This is a genomic window from Bradyrhizobium sp. 1 (assembly GCF_023073315.1).
GTDB lineage: Bacteria > Pseudomonadota > Alphaproteobacteria > Rhizobiales > Xanthobacteraceae > Bradyrhizobium.
Window position 1 is genome coordinate 30,001 of record NZ_JADPJH010000015.1, and the last position, 16,694, is coordinate 46,694.

Genomic DNA, 16,694 nt, shown 5'->3' on the forward strand with positions numbered 1-16,694 from the left:
TGCCGCGCTGGGCGACGATCAGAACTGAACGCGTAACTCTCGTGTCCCGGACGCGCTGCAGCGTGAAACGCTGCTGCGCAGAGCCGGGACCCAGAAGCTCCGGCTTCTCGGCAGCATGGGCCCCGGCTCTGCAGCGCATCGTCGAAGAGACGCCGCGCTGCGTCCGGGGCACGAGACCGAGCACTTTTCCGAAACAAAAAGCCCCGGAGACATCTCCGGGGCTTTTTGTTTCCTACCCAGCGTATCGTCAGGCGCTCACGTCCGCGTCCGCATCCGCATCATGAAGCTGTCGTAGCTGAGCTCCGCCACCTGCATCCAGGCCAGCGACTCGTTCCGGAATGCCGACAGGCTCGTGTACATCTTGTTGAAATGCGGATTTGTCTTGGTGAGATCCGCGTAGATCTCGTTCGCGGCGCTGTAGCAGGCCTCGAGCACTTCCTGCGGGAACGGTTTGAGGATCGCGCCGGCGACCAGCAGGCGCTTCAGCGCCGGCGGATTGACGTAGTCGTATTTGCCGGTGACCCAGGTGAAGGTGTCGCGCGAGGCCGACTCGATCACGGCTTGATAATGTTTCGGCAGAGCATTCCACTTGTCGAGATTCACGAGGTTGTGGCCCTGGCCGGTGCCTTCCCACCAACCCGGATAGTAATAATACTTTGCCACTTTCACGAAGCCGAGCTTCTCGTCGTCATAGGGGCCAACCCACTCCGCTGCGTCGATCGTGCCCTTCTCCAGTGCCGGATAGATGTCGCCGCCCGCGATCTGCTGCGGCACGCCGCCGACCTTGGCGATGATCGTGCCGGCAAAACCGCCGACGCGGAATTTCAATCCCCTGAAATCCTCCATCGATTTGATCTCCTTCCGGAACCAGCCGCCCATCTGGGCGCCGGTCGAGCCGGTTGGAATGCCGACCGTGTTGTATTCCTTCAGCAGGTCGTTGAGCATCTCGGTGCCGCCGCCGAACAGCAGCCAGGAAATATGCGCGCGCGTGTTCAGCCCGAACGGCAGCGACGTGCCGAACGTGAAGGCGGGGTTCTTGCCCCAGTAATAATACAGCGCCGTGTTGCCCATCTCGACGGTGCCGTTCGACACGGCATCCAACACTTGCAGGCCCGGGACGATCTCGCCGGACGCGAACGACTGGATCTGGAATTTGTTGTCGGTGGCCTCAGCCACGCGCTTGCAGAAATATTCGCAGCCGCCATAGAGCGTATCGAGCGCCTTGGGCCAGCTCGCGGCGAGCCGCCATTTCACTACCGGCGTCGACTGCGCGATGGCCGGTGCGGCAACCGCTGTGCCTGCGGCCAGGCTCGCGCCTGTCACTTTCAGGAAATCACGACGTTTCATGCGTATCCCTCCGTTGTGCCGATTGCTCGACTTAAGGGAACGATCTTCGTGTCGTCTTGGCTTCGTCGATAACCGGCGTGGTGTTGTTGAAGGTGTGAGCGTGTCCGGCGGCCCTTCAGGGCTCTTGGCGGATCCCGTGCGTTGCGGTTCCGAGATCAGGATGACCGGTCGTCTTGCGATAATCAAGCGCCGTCCGGGCGCTCGCAGTTGCGAAGGCCGCGCTTCCCTTCTCCCACAAGGAGCGAACGAAAGAGCGGCATCACGACACGCAAAAGCCCCGGAGATGACAGCGTCTCCGGGGCTTCTCCGTCTTTGGTCGTGTAAGCGGCTTAACGCCTCACGTCTTCGTCCGCATCCGCATCATGAAGCTGTCGAAGCTGAGCTCGGCAACCTGGAACCACGGCAGCGCCTCGGTGCGATAGGCGGACATGCTCGCATACATCTTGCCGAAATGCGGATTGGTCTTGGAGAGATCGGCATAGATTTCGTTGGCGGCGCTGTAGCAGGTTTCGAGAACGTCCTGCGGGAACGCCTTCAGAATCGCGCCCGATCCGAGGAGCCGCTTCAGCCCCGGCGCGTTCAACGCGTCGTACTTGCCGGTGATCCAGGTAAAGGTATCGCGCGAGGCGGCATCGACCGCGGCCTGATAATGCTTCGGCAGCGCATTCCATTTGTCGAGGTTGACGATGTTGTGGCCTTGGCTCGTGCCTTCCCACCAGCCGGGATAGTAGTAGTACTTGGCGACCTTGACGAAGCCGAGCTTCTCGTCGTCGTAGGGACCGACCCATTCGGCCGCGTCGATCGTGCCCTTTTCGAGCGCCGGATAGATGTCGCCGCCGGCGATCTGCTGCGGCACGGCACCGACCTTGGCCATGATCGTGCCGGCAAAGCCGCCGATGCGCATCTTCAGGCCCTTGAGGTCGTCGATCGTCTTGATCTCCTTGCGGAACCAGCCGCCCATCTGGGCGCCGGTGGATCCGGTCGGAATGCCGTAGCAATTGTACTCCTTCAAGAGATCGTTCACGAGCTCCTGCCCGCCGCCCCACAGCAGCCACGAGATCTGCTGGCGTGTGTTCAAACCGAACGGAAGCGCGGTGGCGAAAGTGAAGGCGGGGTTTTTGCCCCAATAGTAATAGAGCGCGGTATTGCCCATCTCGACGGTGCCGTTCGACACGGCGTCGAGCACTTGCAGACCCGGGACGATTTCGCCCGCCGCGAACGCCTGGATCTGGAATTTGTTGTCGGTGATCTCGGCGACCTTCTTGCTGAAATATTCGCAGCCGCCGTAGAGCGTGTCGAGCGACTTCGGCCAGCTCGTGGCGTAACGCCACTTGACCTCGGGCGAGCCTTGCGCGATCGCGGGCGCAGCCACTGCTGTGCTCGCGGCCAGGCCTGCGCCGGTCACCTTCAGAAAATCACGACGTTTCATGCGTACCCTCCGCTATGTCGAGGCGTCGACCGGGGAACGATCTTGGTGTCGTCTATTCTTGCCGAGGCTCGAGATTGTTTTGTTTGAGGTTTGGTAGCGTTTCCGAATGGCCCTGACGGGCTCTTTCTGCTGGAAGTCCGATCATTGCGGTTCCGTCAGTGAGGATGACCGGTCACCTCCGGATAATCAAGCCTCATGCCGCCCCGCAGCTGCGAATGCAGGCCAGACGCAAGTCGGATTGACCTGCGATCTGCTACGGAATTGGGCAATAAAAAAGGGAGGCTCGCGCATGACCGGCAAGAGGGTCGTGGTCGCCGGAGCGACCGGTCTCGTCGGCAACGCCGCGTTGCGACACTTCGGCATATCGGAGCCCTGCGAGGTTGTGGCCCTGTCGCGGCGCAAGCCGCGTCATCTCTATGGCGCCCGCCACGTCCAGATCGATCTCACCAGCGAAGCCGATTGCCGCCGCGCCGCCGCCGAGTTTAAGGGCGCCACCCACCTGATCTACGCAGCACTTTACGAGGCGCCGCAGCTCGTCGACGGCTGGCGCGACCCGCAGCAGATCAGGACCAACGATCTCATGCTGCGCAACCTGATGGGCGCGCTCGAGCCGGTTGCGCCGGATCTCAAGCACGTCGCATTGCTGCAAGGCACCAAAGCCTACGGCGTCCATGTCCGCCCTTTGACCGTGCCGGCGCGCGAAGGCCGCTCCGAAATGTATGAGCAGCCCAACTTCTATTGGGCGCAGGAAAACTTCCTGCGCGAGCTTCAGGCGGGCAAAGCTCATAAGGAAAAGGCCTGGCACTGGAGCATCTTGCGCCCCGTTCTGGTCGTCGGCCTCGCCATGGGCGGCGCCATGGACCTGATCCCGCCGCTCGGCGTCTACGCCGCGATGCTGCGCGAACGGGGCAGGCCGCTCGATTTTCCCGGCGGCGCCGCGCGGGTGGCGCAGGCCGTCGATGTCGATCTCCTCGCACGTGCGATCGCCTGGTCGGGCGAGGCCAAGGCCGCGCAAAACGAAGCCTTCAATGTCACGAATGGCGACGTATTCACCTGGGAAAACATCTGGCCTGCCGTGGCGGACGTGCTGGAGATGAAGCCCGGCAAGCCGGTCCCGCTATCGCTTGCGAAGGAATTCCCGAACTGGATTGCCCCTTGGGACGAGTTGCGGACCAGGCACAACCTAGTCTCGCCCGGCCTCGCCGACTTCGTCGGCCTCTCATTCCAGTATGCCGACTACAGCCTCCGCCACGGCCAGACCGCGTCAGGTCCGCCCTCGATCGTCTCGACCGTAAAAATCAACCGCGCCGGCTTCACTGAGATGATGGACACCGAGGACATGTTCCGGAAGTGGTTCAGGCAGGCGAAGAAAGAGCGGTTGCTGCCTTGAAAATTGAAGTTTGGTCGTGCCTCCGCCAAATCCGCAATGACGCGTGCAGCATCACCGGAATGATGTAGATGGAGTATCTCCCGGGGGAGAATCTGTCGTCGCCGCTGACGGCACACGATGCTCGAAGAGCCAGCGACCCAGATTGAAAAATTGAAATCATCGGCGCATCTTGATCCCATGATTTTGGTTTTGATTCTCGTGGTGGCCATCGCCGCCATTGCGCTGACGGAACGGAGCGTTGAACACCTGTCGCTCGCGGTCGCGGCTCTCCTGTTCAACGCGGCTGTGCTGCTGGTCTTTCTTGCCGATGCTGAGCGAGCGATCCTGCTGTCCGGCATGCTGGCCGTAGCAATCGCCGGCATATCAATCGTTAAATTCAATCACAGCGCGCTCAAGCTGACAGTTTCCGATCTGCCTCTGGCACTTGCGGGCACAGTCCCATTTTTTGTGCTGCAATACCCACGGATGATGCTGGGTGTTCTGGCGGGAAGCGTGATATTCGCCTTTGCCTCGAGCGCGGTTCTGCTCTACGCGGCCGGATATTCCATTCCCATCGCGTTTCGAATTCTTTTCTTCCTTCTCGCACTCATTGGCTTTGCAAAGGCTTCCAAGTCAAAGAGTGCAACGTTCTTGCGGCTGAATCTGACGCAAGGGCGGTTCTTCTACTCGACCTTCACGGCCTCGCTGGGTGACTCCGCTTGCTGGCGACAGTTCGGCGGGTTGGCTCTGAGCGATATCGCAAACGAGCCACTGCCATTGAGGGAGGCCACGCCTGCGCGTTACGCCTGTTCTCCAGACATTATTGTCATCCAGCACGAGTCTGTCTTCGACCCTCGCATTTTCGGGCTGCCGGTCGAGCCAGTCGTCGAAGCTTTCCTGTCCCCGCCAGATGGGGAATTTGGGCGCCTGAACGTCGACATCTTTGGCGGAGGTTCGTGGCAGTCCGAATTTAGCCTGCTCACCGGTCTCTCAAGTGCCAGCTTCGGTTCAAGCGCCTACCACCTCTTCGAGAAGGGCGCCGGCCGTTTTCACAGCAGCTTGCCACGTTCGTTGGCGTCGCTCGGCTACAAGACCACACCCATATCCAGCTGTCGCCGCGAGTTTCTCAGTTACGATAAATTCTACAGATCGATCGGCATCGACGAACGCATCTTCGTCGACGAGCTTCCGCTACCGTTCGATGTACGACGTTTCGAGGCAACAAATTCCGATGCGATGTTCCTGGATGCTGTCATCGATGCGCATACCAAGCGGATCGCTGACGACCCGACACCGAGGTTTCTTTATGCGCTGACAAATTTCAATCACGGTCCGCATCATCGGCAGCTGGTGCCATCAGGTCAATTTGAGAGGGAGCGTGCCTTTGCCCTGGCGAGCTTTCCCGATGCTGGATACGGCGAGTACTACACCCGACTGGCAGAGACCGCGTCTGTCTGGCAAAGGCTCAGAGCCAAGCTGGCAAGCAGCTCCCCTGGACGACCTGTTCTCATGGTGCACTACGGGGACCATCAACCCGTGATGACGAAACAGATCGATCGACAGCTGAAACGGCCGGGAGATGGGCGCCGCCCGTTTGGTACATTCTATGCGATAGAAGCTTTGAATATTCCCCACTTCAGCCCCGGACCGGGTGCCGACCTCGATATCGCTTTTCTCGGAACTGTTGCCTTGCAGCGGGCAGGTATCGCGCTCGACACGATATTTGCCACGCGCGCGAGCTTGCTTGATGATTGCGGAGCAGCCTACTTCGCGTCAGCCTCCGAACGGAAACGTCGATTCCACCGCACGCTGGTGGATCTGGGCCTGATCGACCTGATGCCAAACCCCAGGCAAGCTCGCTAGCTCGTCGCGCTCGCTGCGACAGGATCTCCTCTCTGGTCGCTATTTCGCGAACGCCGCCTCCATCGCCTTCCTTGTTCTGATCGTCTCGTTATTCGCATCGAACTCGACATCGCTCCAGCGCACGATCTGGCCATGGGCGAAGTCGTGCTTCAGCTTCAGCGGATGCGCCAGCCCGATCGGCTGGGACTTGCTTTCAGGTCCGCCGCACATATCGCAGCTACGGCGAAATTGAAGCGAATAACCGGGAACCGACCCGTCAAGCGAAAGCGCTCGTTGCAGACGATCTGTACAACGCGTACCGTCGTCGCTTCCAATGCAAGGAACTCCAATGACTGATCGAGAAAAGATTTTAATTGCCCTTCGCGAAAAGCCTCTGAAGGCTTTCGAAATCATGAAGCGCGTGAACATCAAGCATCAGGACGACTGCCAATCGCTCCTGTTGAAGATGCGTGACGACGGCGCCGTGAAGTTCGATATTCACAAGGGACATTGGCGCGTGGCGTGACAACGTTCGCTCGATCACCAACGACCGGGTAGAGCTGCTTCCAGGTGCCTTTCAGCACCGAGAACGACAGCTGCTAACCTTCCTTCGCGAACGCCGCTTCCATCGCCTTCCTTGTCCTGATCGTCTCGTTATTCGCATCGCACTCGACATCGCTCCAGCGCACGATCTCGCCATGGGCGACGTCGTGCTTCAACTTGAGGCGATGCGCCAAGCCGATCGGCAGGGCGCTCGCTTTCAGGCTTGCGGCTGCCGGCACCAGCTTGCCCCACACGGTGTAGCCGCCTTCGCCGTCCAGCATCTCGCCGGCGCGCAAGTTACGCTTGGCCACGGTGGCGACATCGCCGCGGAAGCCGTAGGGCTGCCCGGTCGGCTCGCCGCGCAGCGCGGCCGAGAGCACCGAGATGTTCAGCTCGAGCCCGATCAGATGATAGGGCTTGTACATCGCGGCAAAGCGTCCGCTGCCGTCGGTCTTCAGGCCATACTGCCTGAAGCAGTCGGCGGCGTAGTCGTTCGGCGCCTCCAGCACGACATAGACGCCCCAGCGCAGGTCGCGAAACACCGGCCTTCCGTCGCGTTCAAGCGAAGAGACGACTTCGACCACGCCGGATCGCTCCAGCACACCGCCCTTGTCGCGGGGGCGCATGATGTGGGGCAGATCGTCGACGCCGCAGGGTGGAAACAGCAGGCCGCCCGCGGGCACGTCGAGCCCGCAGGCATTCGCAATCGCGGCCATCTCGATCGCCGATTTGGTGCCGTCGAGGAAGGAGTTGAACATCTGCGGATTCATGCCGGCCGACTGCGCTTCGCCCGCGGTGAGACCATAGTGCTGCCAGACGCCGTCGGGCGTCACGTCGTGATAGGCCGGCAGATATTTCGTGCCCTTGCCCGCGGCGACGACGTGAAAGCCCGTCGCGCGGGCCCAGTCGACCATCTCCGCCGTCAACGCCGGCTGGTCGCCATAAGCGAGCGAATAGACCACGCCGGCCTTGCGCGCTTCCTCGGCGAGCAGCGGGCCCGCCAGCACGTCGGCTTCGACGTTGACCATCACGATATGCTTGCCCGCCGCGATCGCCGCGCGCGCGTGCTTGATGCCGACAGCGGGATTGCCGGTGGCTTCCACAACTACATCCATTGCCCCGCCGGCAACCGCGCGCGCGCCGTCATCGGTGAACACGGTGGCCGCGATCCGCTCGTCGCTCCAGCCCACGGTGCGGCACGCCTCGCGTGCGCGCTCGCGGTCGATGTCGATGATAACAGGCACTTCCAGCCCGGGCGTATGCGGCACCTGGGCCAGAAACATCGAGCCGAATTTGCCGGCGCCGATCAGCGCGACACGAACAGGCTTGCCGGTGGACGCGCGGGCCTGGAGGAGGCGGAAGAGGTTCATGGGGAATGTCCTGCGGAATGATCGTGTCCCGGACGCGGTGCAGCGTGAAACGCTGCTCCGCAGAGCCGGGACCCAGAAAGAAAACTATCCGTGTCGGTGGGCCCCGGCTCAGCAGCGCATCACTGACGTGCTGCGCTGCGTCCGGGGCACGAAAGCGTCTTACTCCGCTGCCTGTCGCGGCGCCCGCGCAAGCCGCACCAGCGCATCATCCTCCACTCTCTCGATCGGCGCAAAATCGCGGTGCGCGATGTACTCCGGCCGTGTCGGCGTGCGGATGTAATTCGAGACCGCGTTCAGCGTCAGATACACGATCTTGCGCGGGTAGGGCGTGATGTTGCCGGCCGAGCCGTGCACGAGATTGCCGTGGAACATCAGCATGCCGCCGGGCTTGCCGGTCGGCGCGACGATGCCGCCCTGCTTGACCAGCCGCGTCACGGTCTCCTCGTCCAGCGTCCACAGCGGATAGGACGTGGTGGCAAGATCATGCGAGGCTTTGAGATCGCCGGCATTCTGGCTCTGCGGCACCAGCATCAGCGGGCCGTTGATCGGCATCACCTCGTCGAGAAAGATCGCGATGTTCATCGCGCGCGGCTCCGGCATGCCGTCGTCACGCTTCCAGGTGCCGTAATCCTGGTGCCACTGCCAGACGTCGCCGGTGAAGGCCGACTTCGCGTTGATCTTGAACTGGTGCATGTAGACAGGCTCGCCGAACAATTGCTCGACCGGGTCGATCATGCGCGGATGCGCGCCCAGAAGGCCGAAGGCCTCGTTGTAGAGATGCGCGGCAAAGGCCGTGCGCGGCGCGCCGCTCTTCTCGCGCCAGACTTCCGGCCGGTTGGCGTCATAAATGCCGACCGCCTCGCGCGCGAGGAAATCGACTTCCTCCTGGCTGAACAGTTCTGGCAGGAACAGCCAGCCCTCGCGGTGGAAGAACTCCAATTGTGCCTCGGACAGTTTCATGGGTCGTCCTCCTTGCTTGCTTTTGTCGTTCCGGGTTCACGCTTCGTGCCCGCCGCATGGCGGCGCTGATCGCTACGCCGCCGCCTCGTCCGTCGCCCTCAATCTTTCCTCAGTCATCCGCCCCGCCTTCTGCGCATGCGCGAGCGCCGCGCGTTCGGCCGCGTTGGCCTCGCCTGCGAGAATGTGCCCGGCAATCGTCGCATGCTCCGCCCAGGCGCTGCCGCGATAGTCGAGCTCCGACAGCACCGTCGCCATCGAGCGCCGCATATGCGGCCATTGCGGCGTGATGGTTTCCTCGATCACGGGATTGCCGGCGAGCTGATAGATCGCGCGGTGAAAATCGACGTCGAGCGTGATGAGCTCGGCAAGCGAGGTATTGCGATCGGTGCGGCGTCCTGCGCCAAGTGCCGCATCCAGCCGCGCGCGTCCCGCCGCATCGCTTGCGGCGCGCTGAGCGGCGAGCCGCGCGGCGAGCGCATCGATGGCGCCGCGCACCTCGTAGAGCTGGCGGATGCGTGAGGGGTCGAGCTGGGTGACTTCAAAGCCGCGCTTGCCGCTCTCGGCGACGAGACCCTGCCGGTGCAGCAGATGCAGCGCATGCGATACCGGCTGGCGCGAGACGCCCAGCTTGTCGGCAAGCTCGTTCTGCCGGATGCGCTGACCGGGCTGAAGCGTGCGATCGGAGATCGCCTCCAGAATGCGCGCATAGACCTGGTCGATCAGGTTCGGGAGCGGGTCGAGAGGAATCACGCCGGCAGCTCCGAAAAGGGAATACGGAATTCCGTATTCGAAGGTATTGCAGGAGGGGGAGGGCGTCAAGCGCCGCCCTAAATTGCTATTTTGCGGCCGAGTAAGTCATTGATTTAATTGAGGTCGCCTACTGTGCATGGGGTTGTTTTCGCAGAAAATTTGAGGGGGCCCCTCAGCTACTCCGCCAAGTACCGGCTCACCACCTCGCCAAACTCCAGCGGCGCCTGCTCGAACATCCAGTGGCCGGCATTCTCGATCACCGCCGTCTTGCTGCCCGCGATGTGCTCGGCCAGCACCCGCCACATCACCGACAGACTACCGGTGGTCGCGCCGCCGCCGATCAGCAGCGTCGGCGTTTTGATCGCCTGCGCATCGGCCAGCGTATAGGGTCGCCGCTGCTCGTTGATCTGCCCGAGGAAGGTCAGCGCGTTGTCGCGCAATTGCTGCTTGGCCGCCGCCGGCACGCGCCGCCACGAGCCGTCGCCCTCGATGCCTTCGTAAAAATTTTGCAGCGCCCCATCGAGATCGCCGGCGCGGATCATCTCGACCGAGCGCGCCGTGCGTGCGGCCAGCGGCGGATGCGCGGGCGTGCCTTCGGGGACCGGCAGGCTGGCATCGAGATCGCCGCCCGGCTCGGCCAGCACGAGCTTTCGCAACAGATCAGGCCGCGCCTGCGCCACGCGACACGCAATGTGGCCGCCGCGCGAATGGCCCATCAGATCGACCGGGCCGGGCTTGACCTGTTCGATGAAGGCGATCGTGTCCGCGACGTGCTGCGCCATCTTGTAATCGTCGCCGACGGCATCCCAATGCTCGGGGAAGAAATGCCGCAGGCTGACCGAGATCACGCGATGGCTCTTCGACAGCGGACCGAGCACCGAATACCAGGTGCGGAAATCCCCGAGCGTGCCGTGGATGCAGACGAGTGGATGGCCCTCGCCGACTTCGAGATAGGCCATGTCGTAACCGTTGACGCGAAAGCTCTGCATGATCAGCTCGCCAGAAAATCGAGAACGACTTCGGAGTATTTTTGCGGCGCCTGCTCGAACATCGGATGCGTCGCGTTCGGGATGATCGCCGTCTTCGAGTAGGGCACATGCGCGGCGAGCGCATGCAGCACCTTCGGCAGCAGGCCCTTGGTCCGCGCGCCCAGGATGAACAGCGTCGGCATCTTGATCGCCTCCGCATCCGCCTTTGAGAATGGCGGGCGGTTGTCGCGGACCTGGCCGATCAGGGTATAGGCATTGTCGCGAAGGTTCTGCTTCACCATCGCCGGCAGCCGCGGCCAGGTGCCGGCGCCCTCCAGCGTGTCGACGAAGACGGCAAGGCCGCCGTCGACATCGCCGGCCGCGATTTTCTTGGCCGAAGCCATGAACCGCGCCAGCAGCGGCGAAGGACCGCCGGCGTAATCCGGATCGAGGCTCGCATCGAGCTCGCCGCCGGGCTCGGCCAGCACCAGCCGCCGCAGCAGGTCCGGCCGCTGCTGCGCCACGCGAAAACAGATGTGCCCGCCGCGGGAATGGCCCATCAGGTCGACAGGGCCGAGGTCGAGCGTCTTGATGAGAGCGATAACGTCCTGAACATGCTGGGCGATCGAATAGGTGTCGCCGAACCCGTCCCATTGCGCCGGGAAGAAGTGCCGCAAGCTGACGGCGATCACCCGGTGCCGCTGCGTCAGCGGCCCGAGTACGCAGCCCCAGACGCGGAAGTCGTTGAGCGAGCCGTGCACGCAGACCAGCGGCGGGCGGTTCCGGTCGTCGCCCACGTCGAGATAGGGCATGTCGTATCCGTTGACGTGGAGGCTTTGCATTCTGGGCTCTCGGAAAGGAGTGCGGAACTCTTGTGCAAGATTCCCGGAAACCGGGTGGATCGCAACTATTTCCAAGCCTAGATTTGGGCCGAGATCACAATGGGGGCATGCGTCGAGGGCGCAAGCCAGGAACCAAGCCATGACCGACCAGCATTTCACCCTGTTCGAGACCAGGATCGGCCTCTGCGCCATCGCCTGGGGCCCGCGCGGCATCAACGGCACCCAATTGCCGATGGGTGGCGAGGACAAGATCCGCACCCGTATCAACCAGCGCCACGCCGATGCCAGCGAAGCCGAGCCGACCGAGGAAGTGCAGCAGGCGATCGACCGCATCGTCAAACTGCTCGCGGGCGAGCCCGACGATCTCACCGACATCCCGCTCGATCTCGACGGCGTCCCCGACTTCAACCGCGGCGTCTACGCGATCGCCCGTGCCATCCCGCCCGGCAAGACCGTCACCTATGGTGATATCGCCAAGCAGCTCGGCGGCGTCCAGCTGTCGCGCGATGTCGGCCAGGCGCTCGGGCACAATCCATGCCCGATCGTCGTGCCCTGTCATCGCGTGCTGGCGGCCGGCAACAAGCCCGGCGGCTTTTCGGCGAATGGCGGCGTCGTGACGAAGCTGAAGATGCTTGAGATCGAAGGCGCGCTGGTGAACCACACGCCGAGTTTGTTTGATTGAGAGCTTGCGCTGGCGTCGTAGGGTGGATTAGCCGAAGGCGTAATCCACCACTTTTTCGCGGCGCAAGAAGAGGTGGATTACGCTCCGCTAATCCACCCTCCGAATCCTCCTAAATCTTCGCGGCCGTCTTCGGCCAATATTTATCCCGCAGATGGCGCTTCACCAGCTTGCCGGTCGGCGTGCGCGGCAACTCGGGTTCGAAATCGATCGAGCGCGGGCACTTGATCGCGGACAGACGCGTCTTGCAGTAGGCGATCAGATCGGCCTCGAGCGCCTTGCCGGCGCGCTTCATGTCGTGCGGCTGCACCACCGCCTTCACCTCCTCGCCCATCTCCTCGTTCGGCACGCCGAATACCGCGACGTCCGCGATCTCAGGATGGGTGATGAGCACGTCCTCTGTCTCCTGCGGGTAGATGTTCACCCCGCCGGAGATGATCATGTAGGACTTGCGGTCGGTGAGAAACAGAAAACCGTCCTTGTCGAGATAGCCGACGTCGCCGAGCGTCGACCAGCCCTTGGCGTTGTAGGCCTTCTTCGTCTTCTCGGGATCGTTGTGATAGGTGAACACGGGTGCGTCCGCGAAATAGACCGCGCCGATTTCGCCCGTCGGCTGCTCGTCCTCGTTCTCGTCCAGAATCTTGATCTTGCCGACCACGGCGCGGCCGACGCTGCCGCGATGCTCCAGCCATTGCTGCGAGTTGCAGACGGTGACGCCATTGCCTTCCGAGCCCGCGTAATACTCGATCAGGATCGGTCCCCACCATTCGATCATCTTGGCCTTGACGTCGACCGGGCAGGGCGCGGCGGCGTGGATCGCGCCCTTCAGCGTCGAGATGTTATATTTGCCGCGGACCTCGTCCGGCAGCTTCAGCATGCGCACGAACATGGTCGGCACCAGCTGCGACTGCGTGATTTTGTGCTTCTCGACGAGCTTGAGAAAATCCTCGGCGTCAAAATGCTCCATGATGATGGAGGTGCCGCCGAGCACGATCGCCATCATGTTGAAGCGCAGCGGAGCCGCATGATAGAGTGGCGCCGGCGACAGATAGGTGCTCTCCGCATTCATGCCGCACATGTCGGCGCAGAGCACGCGGAGGAAGGCGTTCGGCACGTCGATCTTGTTACCCTCGAACGCCTTCTTGATTCCCTTGGGGCGGCCGGTGGTCCCCGACGAATACAGCATGTCGTAGCCGGCGACTTCGTCGACGACCGGCGTTACGGCTTGCGCGGCTGCTTCCTTGTCGTAGGAGCGGAAGCCGGGCAGGGGCTCGTCGACCATGTAGAAGATCGGCTCGCCGGTCGTGCCCTTGATCAGATCCTTGATCTGGTCGGAGCATTTCGGCGTGGTGATGACGACCTTGGCGCCGCAATCGCCGATGATGTAGTCGATCTCGTCCTGCTTCAGGTAGCGGCTGATCGCGGTGTAATAGAGCCCGCTGCGTTGCGCCGCCCAACAGATCTCCATGAACGCGAGCCGGTTCTCCATCAACAGTGCGATGTGGTCGCCGGCCTTCAGGCCGAGTGAGCGGAACAGGTTTGCGCCCTGGTTCGAGAGCTCGTCGAGCTCGCGATAGGTGATCGCTTTGCCGGTTCCGGCCATCTGGTAGGCGATCTTGTCGGGCGTCGTCCTGGCGTAGACGGACGGATGGGTCATGGCGTTTCCTCAAAAAAAGAGGCGAGCGGTGAATGGAGACGGGGGCGGATACCGCTCCCTGTCACCATTCACCACTCGCCATTTGTTCTTCGCTTTTCTTCTTACAGTCGTTCGACGATCGTCACGTTAGCCATGCCGCCGCCCTCGCACATGGTTTGCAGACCGTAGCGCTTGCCGCGCTGGTGCAGGGCGTGGACCAGCGTCGTCATTAGCTTGGTGCCGGAGCCGCCGAGCGGATGGCCGAGCGCAATGGCGCCGCCGTTGACGTTGAGACGCTCAGGATCGGCACCCGTGGTCTTGAGCCAGCCGGTCGGCACCGAGGCGAAGGCCTCGTTGACCTCGAACAGGTCGATGTCATCGATCTTCATGCCGGCCTTCTCCAGCGCGCGCTTGGTGGCGTGCAGGGGAGCGTCGAGCATGATCACGGGATCGCCGCCCATCATGGTCATGTGATGGATGCGTGCCAGCGGCTTCACGCCGAGCTGCTTGAGGCCGCGCTCGTTCACGACCATGACGCCGGAGGCCCCGTCGCAGATCTGGCTGGCGCTGGCCGCCGAGAGCTTGCCGTTCTCGGCGATCAGCTTGACGCCCTTGATGCCGTCGAGCGTCGCGTCGAAGCGGATGCCCTCGTCGATGTGATGGGTGACCTTGGAGCCGTCGGCGCGGGTGATCTCCAGCGGCACGATCTCCTTCTTGAAGTGACCGGCTTGCGTCGCTGCGATCGCGCGCTGATGGCTGTTGTAGGAATATTCGTCGAGATCGTTCTTCGACAGGCCGTACTTCTCGGCCATCATCTCCGCGCCGGTGAACTGGCTGAACACGATGTTCGGGTACTTGGTCTCGATGCCCGGGCTCTTGTAATTGCCAAAGCCGTTCTTGGCGGGAAGCTGCGAGGACAGGCCCATCGGCACGCGCGTCATCGATTCCACGCCAGCGGCAATAACAACATCCATCGCGCCTGACATCACCGCTTGAGCGGCAAAGTGCAGCGCCTGTTGCGAGGAGCCGCACTGACGGTCGATCGAGGTGCCCGGCACGCTCTCCGGCAGTTTTGAGGCCATGATCGCGTTGCGCGCGACGTTGTTGGACTGCTCACCGACCTGCATCACGCAGCCCATGATCACGTCCTCGACCAAAGCGGGATCGACCTTGGTGCGATCGACCAATTCGTCCAGCACCTTTGCGGCGAGATCGGCCGGATGCCAGCCGGCGAGGCGGCCCCCCTTGCGCCCGCCGGCGGTACGCGCAGCGGCGACGATGTATGCCTCGGCCATTTCGGTCTCTCCCTGGATTGTTCTGAATTGGGTTGTCGGGCGGATTTAAGGGGCGAGCTATCGTTTAGTCAATCGATCAATTAACTCTTGTGATGAGGCGCTGCTTCGGCTTATCTGCGGCGGCTTCGAGCGGCGAAAACAGGGATCCCCGTGACTACCAGCGTACCGAACAGGCTCCCCAGCGGGAAGAATTCCACGGCAGAGAAATTGCTCGTGGCCGCGAGCGAGCTGATGATCGAACGCTCGTCGATCGAGATCTCGCTCTCCGACATCGCCCAGAAGTCAGGCGCCAACGCCGCGCTGGTCAAATATCATTTCGGCAACAAGGACGGCCTCTTGCTGGCGCTGCTCGAGCGCGACGCGGGGACCGAGCTCTCCAATCTCGAATATCTGCTGGCACAGCCGATCACGCCGACGGCGAAGCTGAAGCTGCATATCGCCGGCATCATCCGCGCCTATCACCGGTTCCCCTATATGAACCGGCTGATCCACTATCTCCTGCACGAGAGCGTTGCGGGCTCCGCGGATGAAGTTTCAAAGTTCTTCGTCGCGCCGCTGCTGGATTTCCATCGTCGCCTGCTCGCGGAAGGCGTCAGCCGCGGCGAATTCCGCGCCACCGATCCGGTGCTGTTCTACACCAGTCTGATCGGCGCCTGCGATCATCTGTTCTTCGGCCGGCACGCGATGTCCCGCGCGACCGGCGTCGGTCCGGTCACCGATGACGTCTGCCGGCAATATATCAAGCACATGGAAACGCTGATCTGCGGTGGCATCCTCACGCAAGCCGAGGACGCTGTCGCGGCCGGATAATCCGGCCGAGACTCTCAAGTCTAGGGAAGAAACGCCCAAGGAAAGGTAGCTATCATGGAATTGAAAGACGTAGCCGTTCTCATCACCGGTGGTGGTTCGGGTCTCGGCGAAGCGACCGCACGCGCCATGGCGGCCAAGGGCGCCAGGATCGGCGTGATCGACCAGAACAAGGACAACGCCGAGAAGGTCGCCGCCGAAGTGAAGGGCGTCGCGCTCCATGCCGACGTCACCTCCGAGGAGCAGATCAAGGCGGCGATCGCGAAGGCGGAAGCCGCGCATGGCGTTGCCCGCGTGCTGATGAACTGCGCCGGCATCGGTGGCTCGCAGCGCATCGTCGGCCGCGACGGCGTCTATCCGCTGGAGAAGTTCGCGCGCATCATCAACGTCAATTTGATCGGCACCTTCAACTGCCTGCGCCTGTTCGCCGAGCGCCTCGTCACGATCGAGCCGGTCGGTGAGGAGCGCGGCGTCATCATCAACACCGCCTCGGTTGCCGCTTACGAAGGCCAGATCGGCCAGATCGCCTATTCGGCCTCGAAGGGCGGCGTCGTTGGCCTGACCTTGCCGGCCGCGCGCGACCTCGCCAGCCAGAAGATCCGCGTCAACACCATCGCGCCCGGCCTGTTTCTCACGCCGCTGTTGATGGGTCTGAACGAAGAGTCCCGCAAGAGCCTCGGCGCCCAGGTGCCGCATCCCTCGCGCCTCGGCGATGCCAAGGAATACGGCTCGCTCGCCGTGCACATCGTCGAGAACGCGATGCTCAACGGTGAGACCATCCGCCTCGACGGCGCCATTCGCATGGCGCCGCGGTAGGGGGACTCTTCCTTCTCCCCTTGCGGGAGAAGGTGGCGCGC

General features: G+C 62.6%; 16 protein-coding genes (1 of these 16 running past the window's edge). 6 read left to right on the forward strand and 10 right to left on the reverse strand.

All coding sequences use genetic code 11. The annotated features are described in order from the left end of the window. A protein-coding gene (locus tag IVB29_RS11840; protein WP_247503555.1) for a hypothetical protein crosses the window boundary here: on the forward strand, positions 1 to 28 show its 3' portion. Its footprint begins 560 nt before the window's first position; only the last 28 of its 588 coding nucleotides appear in the window; its start codon lies off the left edge, out of view; the stop codon is at positions 26 to 28. Between the two features lie 227 nt (positions 29 to 255). Here the strand turns inward: IVB29_RS11840 and IVB29_RS11845 are convergent, their stop codons facing one another. Together IVB29_RS11845 and dctP are read right to left on the reverse strand one after the other, a co-directional pair. Continuing rightward, positions 256 to 1,347: a TRAP transporter substrate-binding protein gene (locus tag IVB29_RS11845; protein ID WP_247503556.1), complete on the reverse strand. Its 1,092-nt coding sequence runs from the start codon at positions 1,345 to 1,347 to the stop codon at positions 256 to 258. Between the two features lie 337 nt (positions 1,348 to 1,684). Beyond that, the gene (dctP, locus tag IVB29_RS11850) at positions 1,685 to 2,776 is read right to left on the reverse strand and encodes a TRAP transporter substrate-binding protein DctP (RefSeq protein ID WP_247503557.1); all 1,092 of its coding nucleotides are present in this window, start codon (positions 2,774 to 2,776) and stop codon (positions 1,685 to 1,687) included. Positions 2,777 to 3,065: 289 nt separating this feature from the next. Here dctP and IVB29_RS11855 point away from each other — a divergent pair, with 289 nt between their 5' ends. Together IVB29_RS11855 and IVB29_RS11860 are read left to right on the forward strand one after the other, a co-directional pair. After that, positions 3,066 to 4,166: an NAD-dependent epimerase/dehydratase family protein gene (locus tag IVB29_RS11855; RefSeq protein WP_247503558.1), complete on the forward strand. Its 1,101-nt coding sequence runs from the start codon at positions 3,066 to 3,068 to the stop codon at positions 4,164 to 4,166. Positions 4,167 to 4,283: 117 nt separating this feature from the next. Next, positions 4,284 to 6,008 carry a sulfatase-like hydrolase/transferase gene (locus tag IVB29_RS11860; protein WP_247503559.1) on the forward strand — a complete coding sequence of 575 codons (1,725 nt, stop codon included), beginning with the start codon at positions 4,284 to 4,286 and terminating at the stop codon, positions 6,006 to 6,008. Between the two features lie 39 nt (positions 6,009 to 6,047). Here the strand turns inward: IVB29_RS11860 and IVB29_RS11865 are convergent, their stop codons facing one another. The 6 genes from IVB29_RS11865 to IVB29_RS11890 all read right to left on the reverse strand — a co-directional run bounded on the left by IVB29_RS11865 (position 6,048) and on the right by IVB29_RS11890 (position 11,420). Continuing rightward, complete coding sequence (locus IVB29_RS11865) at positions 6,048 to 6,218, reverse strand: hypothetical protein (RefSeq protein ID WP_346731280.1); 171 nt, start codon at positions 6,216 to 6,218, stop codon at positions 6,048 to 6,050. 368 nt (positions 6,219 to 6,586) lie between these two features. Continuing rightward, the gene (locus tag IVB29_RS11870; protein ID WP_247503560.1) at positions 6,587 to 7,900 is read right to left on the reverse strand and encodes a Gfo/Idh/MocA family oxidoreductase; all 1,314 of its coding nucleotides are present in this window, start codon (positions 7,898 to 7,900) and stop codon (positions 6,587 to 6,589) included. 159 nt (positions 7,901 to 8,059) lie between these two features. Beyond that, positions 8,060 to 8,860 (reverse strand): phytanoyl-CoA dioxygenase family protein, encoded by an 801-nt coding sequence (locus IVB29_RS11875; protein ID WP_247503561.1) that lies wholly within the window; start codon positions 8,858 to 8,860, stop codon positions 8,060 to 8,062. A 72-nt stretch (positions 8,861 to 8,932) separates the two neighbouring features. Beyond that, positions 8,933 to 9,610 (reverse strand): GntR family transcriptional regulator, encoded by a 678-nt coding sequence (locus IVB29_RS11880; protein WP_247503562.1) that lies wholly within the window; start codon positions 9,608 to 9,610, stop codon positions 8,933 to 8,935. Positions 9,611 to 9,786: 176 nt separating this feature from the next. Then, positions 9,787 to 10,599: an alpha/beta hydrolase gene (locus IVB29_RS11885; protein WP_247503563.1), complete on the reverse strand. Its 813-nt coding sequence runs from the start codon at positions 10,597 to 10,599 to the stop codon at positions 9,787 to 9,789. 2 nt (positions 10,600 to 10,601) lie between these two features. Beyond that, positions 10,602 to 11,420 (reverse strand): alpha/beta hydrolase, encoded by an 819-nt coding sequence (locus IVB29_RS11890; protein ID WP_247503564.1) that lies wholly within the window; start codon positions 11,418 to 11,420, stop codon positions 10,602 to 10,604. 139 nt (positions 11,421 to 11,559) lie between these two features. On the opposite strand from IVB29_RS11890, the gene IVB29_RS11895 reads away from it, so the two are divergent. Then, positions 11,560 to 12,102, forward strand: coding sequence for a methylated-DNA--[protein]-cysteine S-methyltransferase (locus IVB29_RS11895; protein ID WP_247503565.1), 543 nt, complete (start codon positions 11,560 to 11,562; stop codon positions 12,100 to 12,102). 109 nt (positions 12,103 to 12,211) lie between these two features. Here IVB29_RS11895 and IVB29_RS11900 read toward each other — a convergent pair whose 3' ends face one another. Then, the gene (locus IVB29_RS11900; protein WP_247503566.1) at positions 12,212 to 13,756 is read right to left on the reverse strand and encodes an acyl-CoA synthetase; all 1,545 of its coding nucleotides are present in this window, start codon (positions 13,754 to 13,756) and stop codon (positions 12,212 to 12,214) included. Positions 13,757 to 13,857: 101 nt separating this feature from the next. Then, complete coding sequence (locus IVB29_RS11905) at positions 13,858 to 15,030, reverse strand: acetyl-CoA C-acetyltransferase (protein WP_247503567.1); 1,173 nt, start codon at positions 15,028 to 15,030, stop codon at positions 13,858 to 13,860. 207 nt (positions 15,031 to 15,237) lie between these two features. Between IVB29_RS11905 and IVB29_RS11910 the strand changes: the two genes are divergently transcribed. Then, positions 15,238 to 15,840, forward strand: coding sequence for a TetR family transcriptional regulator (locus IVB29_RS11910; RefSeq protein WP_247503622.1), 603 nt, complete (start codon positions 15,238 to 15,240; stop codon positions 15,838 to 15,840). A gap of 54 nt (positions 15,841 to 15,894) precedes the next feature. Next, positions 15,895 to 16,653 (forward strand): SDR family NAD(P)-dependent oxidoreductase, encoded by a 759-nt coding sequence (locus tag IVB29_RS11915; protein WP_247503568.1) that lies wholly within the window; start codon positions 15,895 to 15,897, stop codon positions 16,651 to 16,653. Positions 16,654 to 16,694: the final 41 nt, after the last annotated feature.

Coding starts and splice junctions, on each gene's coding strand:
- IVB29_RS11845 (WP_247503556.1), bottom strand. CDS start 1,347: ATGAAACGTCGTGATTTCCTGAAAGTGACAGGCGCGAGCCTGGCCGCA.
- dctP (WP_247503557.1), bottom strand. CDS start 2,776: ATGAAACGTCGTGATTTTCTGAAGGTGACCGGCGCAGGCCTGGCCGCG.
- IVB29_RS11855 (WP_247503558.1), top strand. CDS start 3,066: ATGACCGGCAAGAGGGTCGTGGTCGCCGGAGCGACCGGTCTCGTCGGC.
- IVB29_RS11860 (WP_247503559.1), top strand. CDS start 4,284: ATGCTCGAAGAGCCAGCGACCCAGATTGAAAAATTGAAATCATCGGCG.
- IVB29_RS11865 (WP_346731280.1), bottom strand. CDS start 6,218: ATGTGCGGCGGACCTGAAAGCAAGTCCCAGCCGATCGGGCTGGCGCAT.
- IVB29_RS11870 (WP_247503560.1), bottom strand. CDS start 7,900: ATGAACCTCTTCCGCCTCCTCCAGGCCCGCGCGTCCACCGGCAAGCCT.
- IVB29_RS11875 (WP_247503561.1), bottom strand. CDS start 8,860: ATGAAACTGTCCGAGGCACAATTGGAGTTCTTCCACCGCGAGGGCTGG.
- IVB29_RS11885 (WP_247503563.1), bottom strand. CDS start 10,599: ATGCAGAGCTTTCGCGTCAACGGTTACGACATGGCCTATCTCGAAGTC.
- IVB29_RS11890 (WP_247503564.1), bottom strand. CDS start 11,420: ATGCAAAGCCTCCACGTCAACGGATACGACATGCCCTATCTCGACGTG.
- IVB29_RS11895 (WP_247503565.1), top strand. CDS start 11,560: ATGACCGACCAGCATTTCACCCTGTTCGAGACCAGGATCGGCCTCTGC.
- IVB29_RS11900 (WP_247503566.1), bottom strand. CDS start 13,756: ATGACCCATCCGTCCGTCTACGCCAGGACGACGCCCGACAAGATCGCC.
- IVB29_RS11905 (WP_247503567.1), bottom strand. CDS start 15,030: ATGGCCGAGGCATACATCGTCGCCGCTGCGCGTACCGCCGGCGGGCGC.
- IVB29_RS11915 (WP_247503568.1), top strand. CDS start 15,895: ATGGAATTGAAAGACGTAGCCGTTCTCATCACCGGTGGTGGTTCGGGT.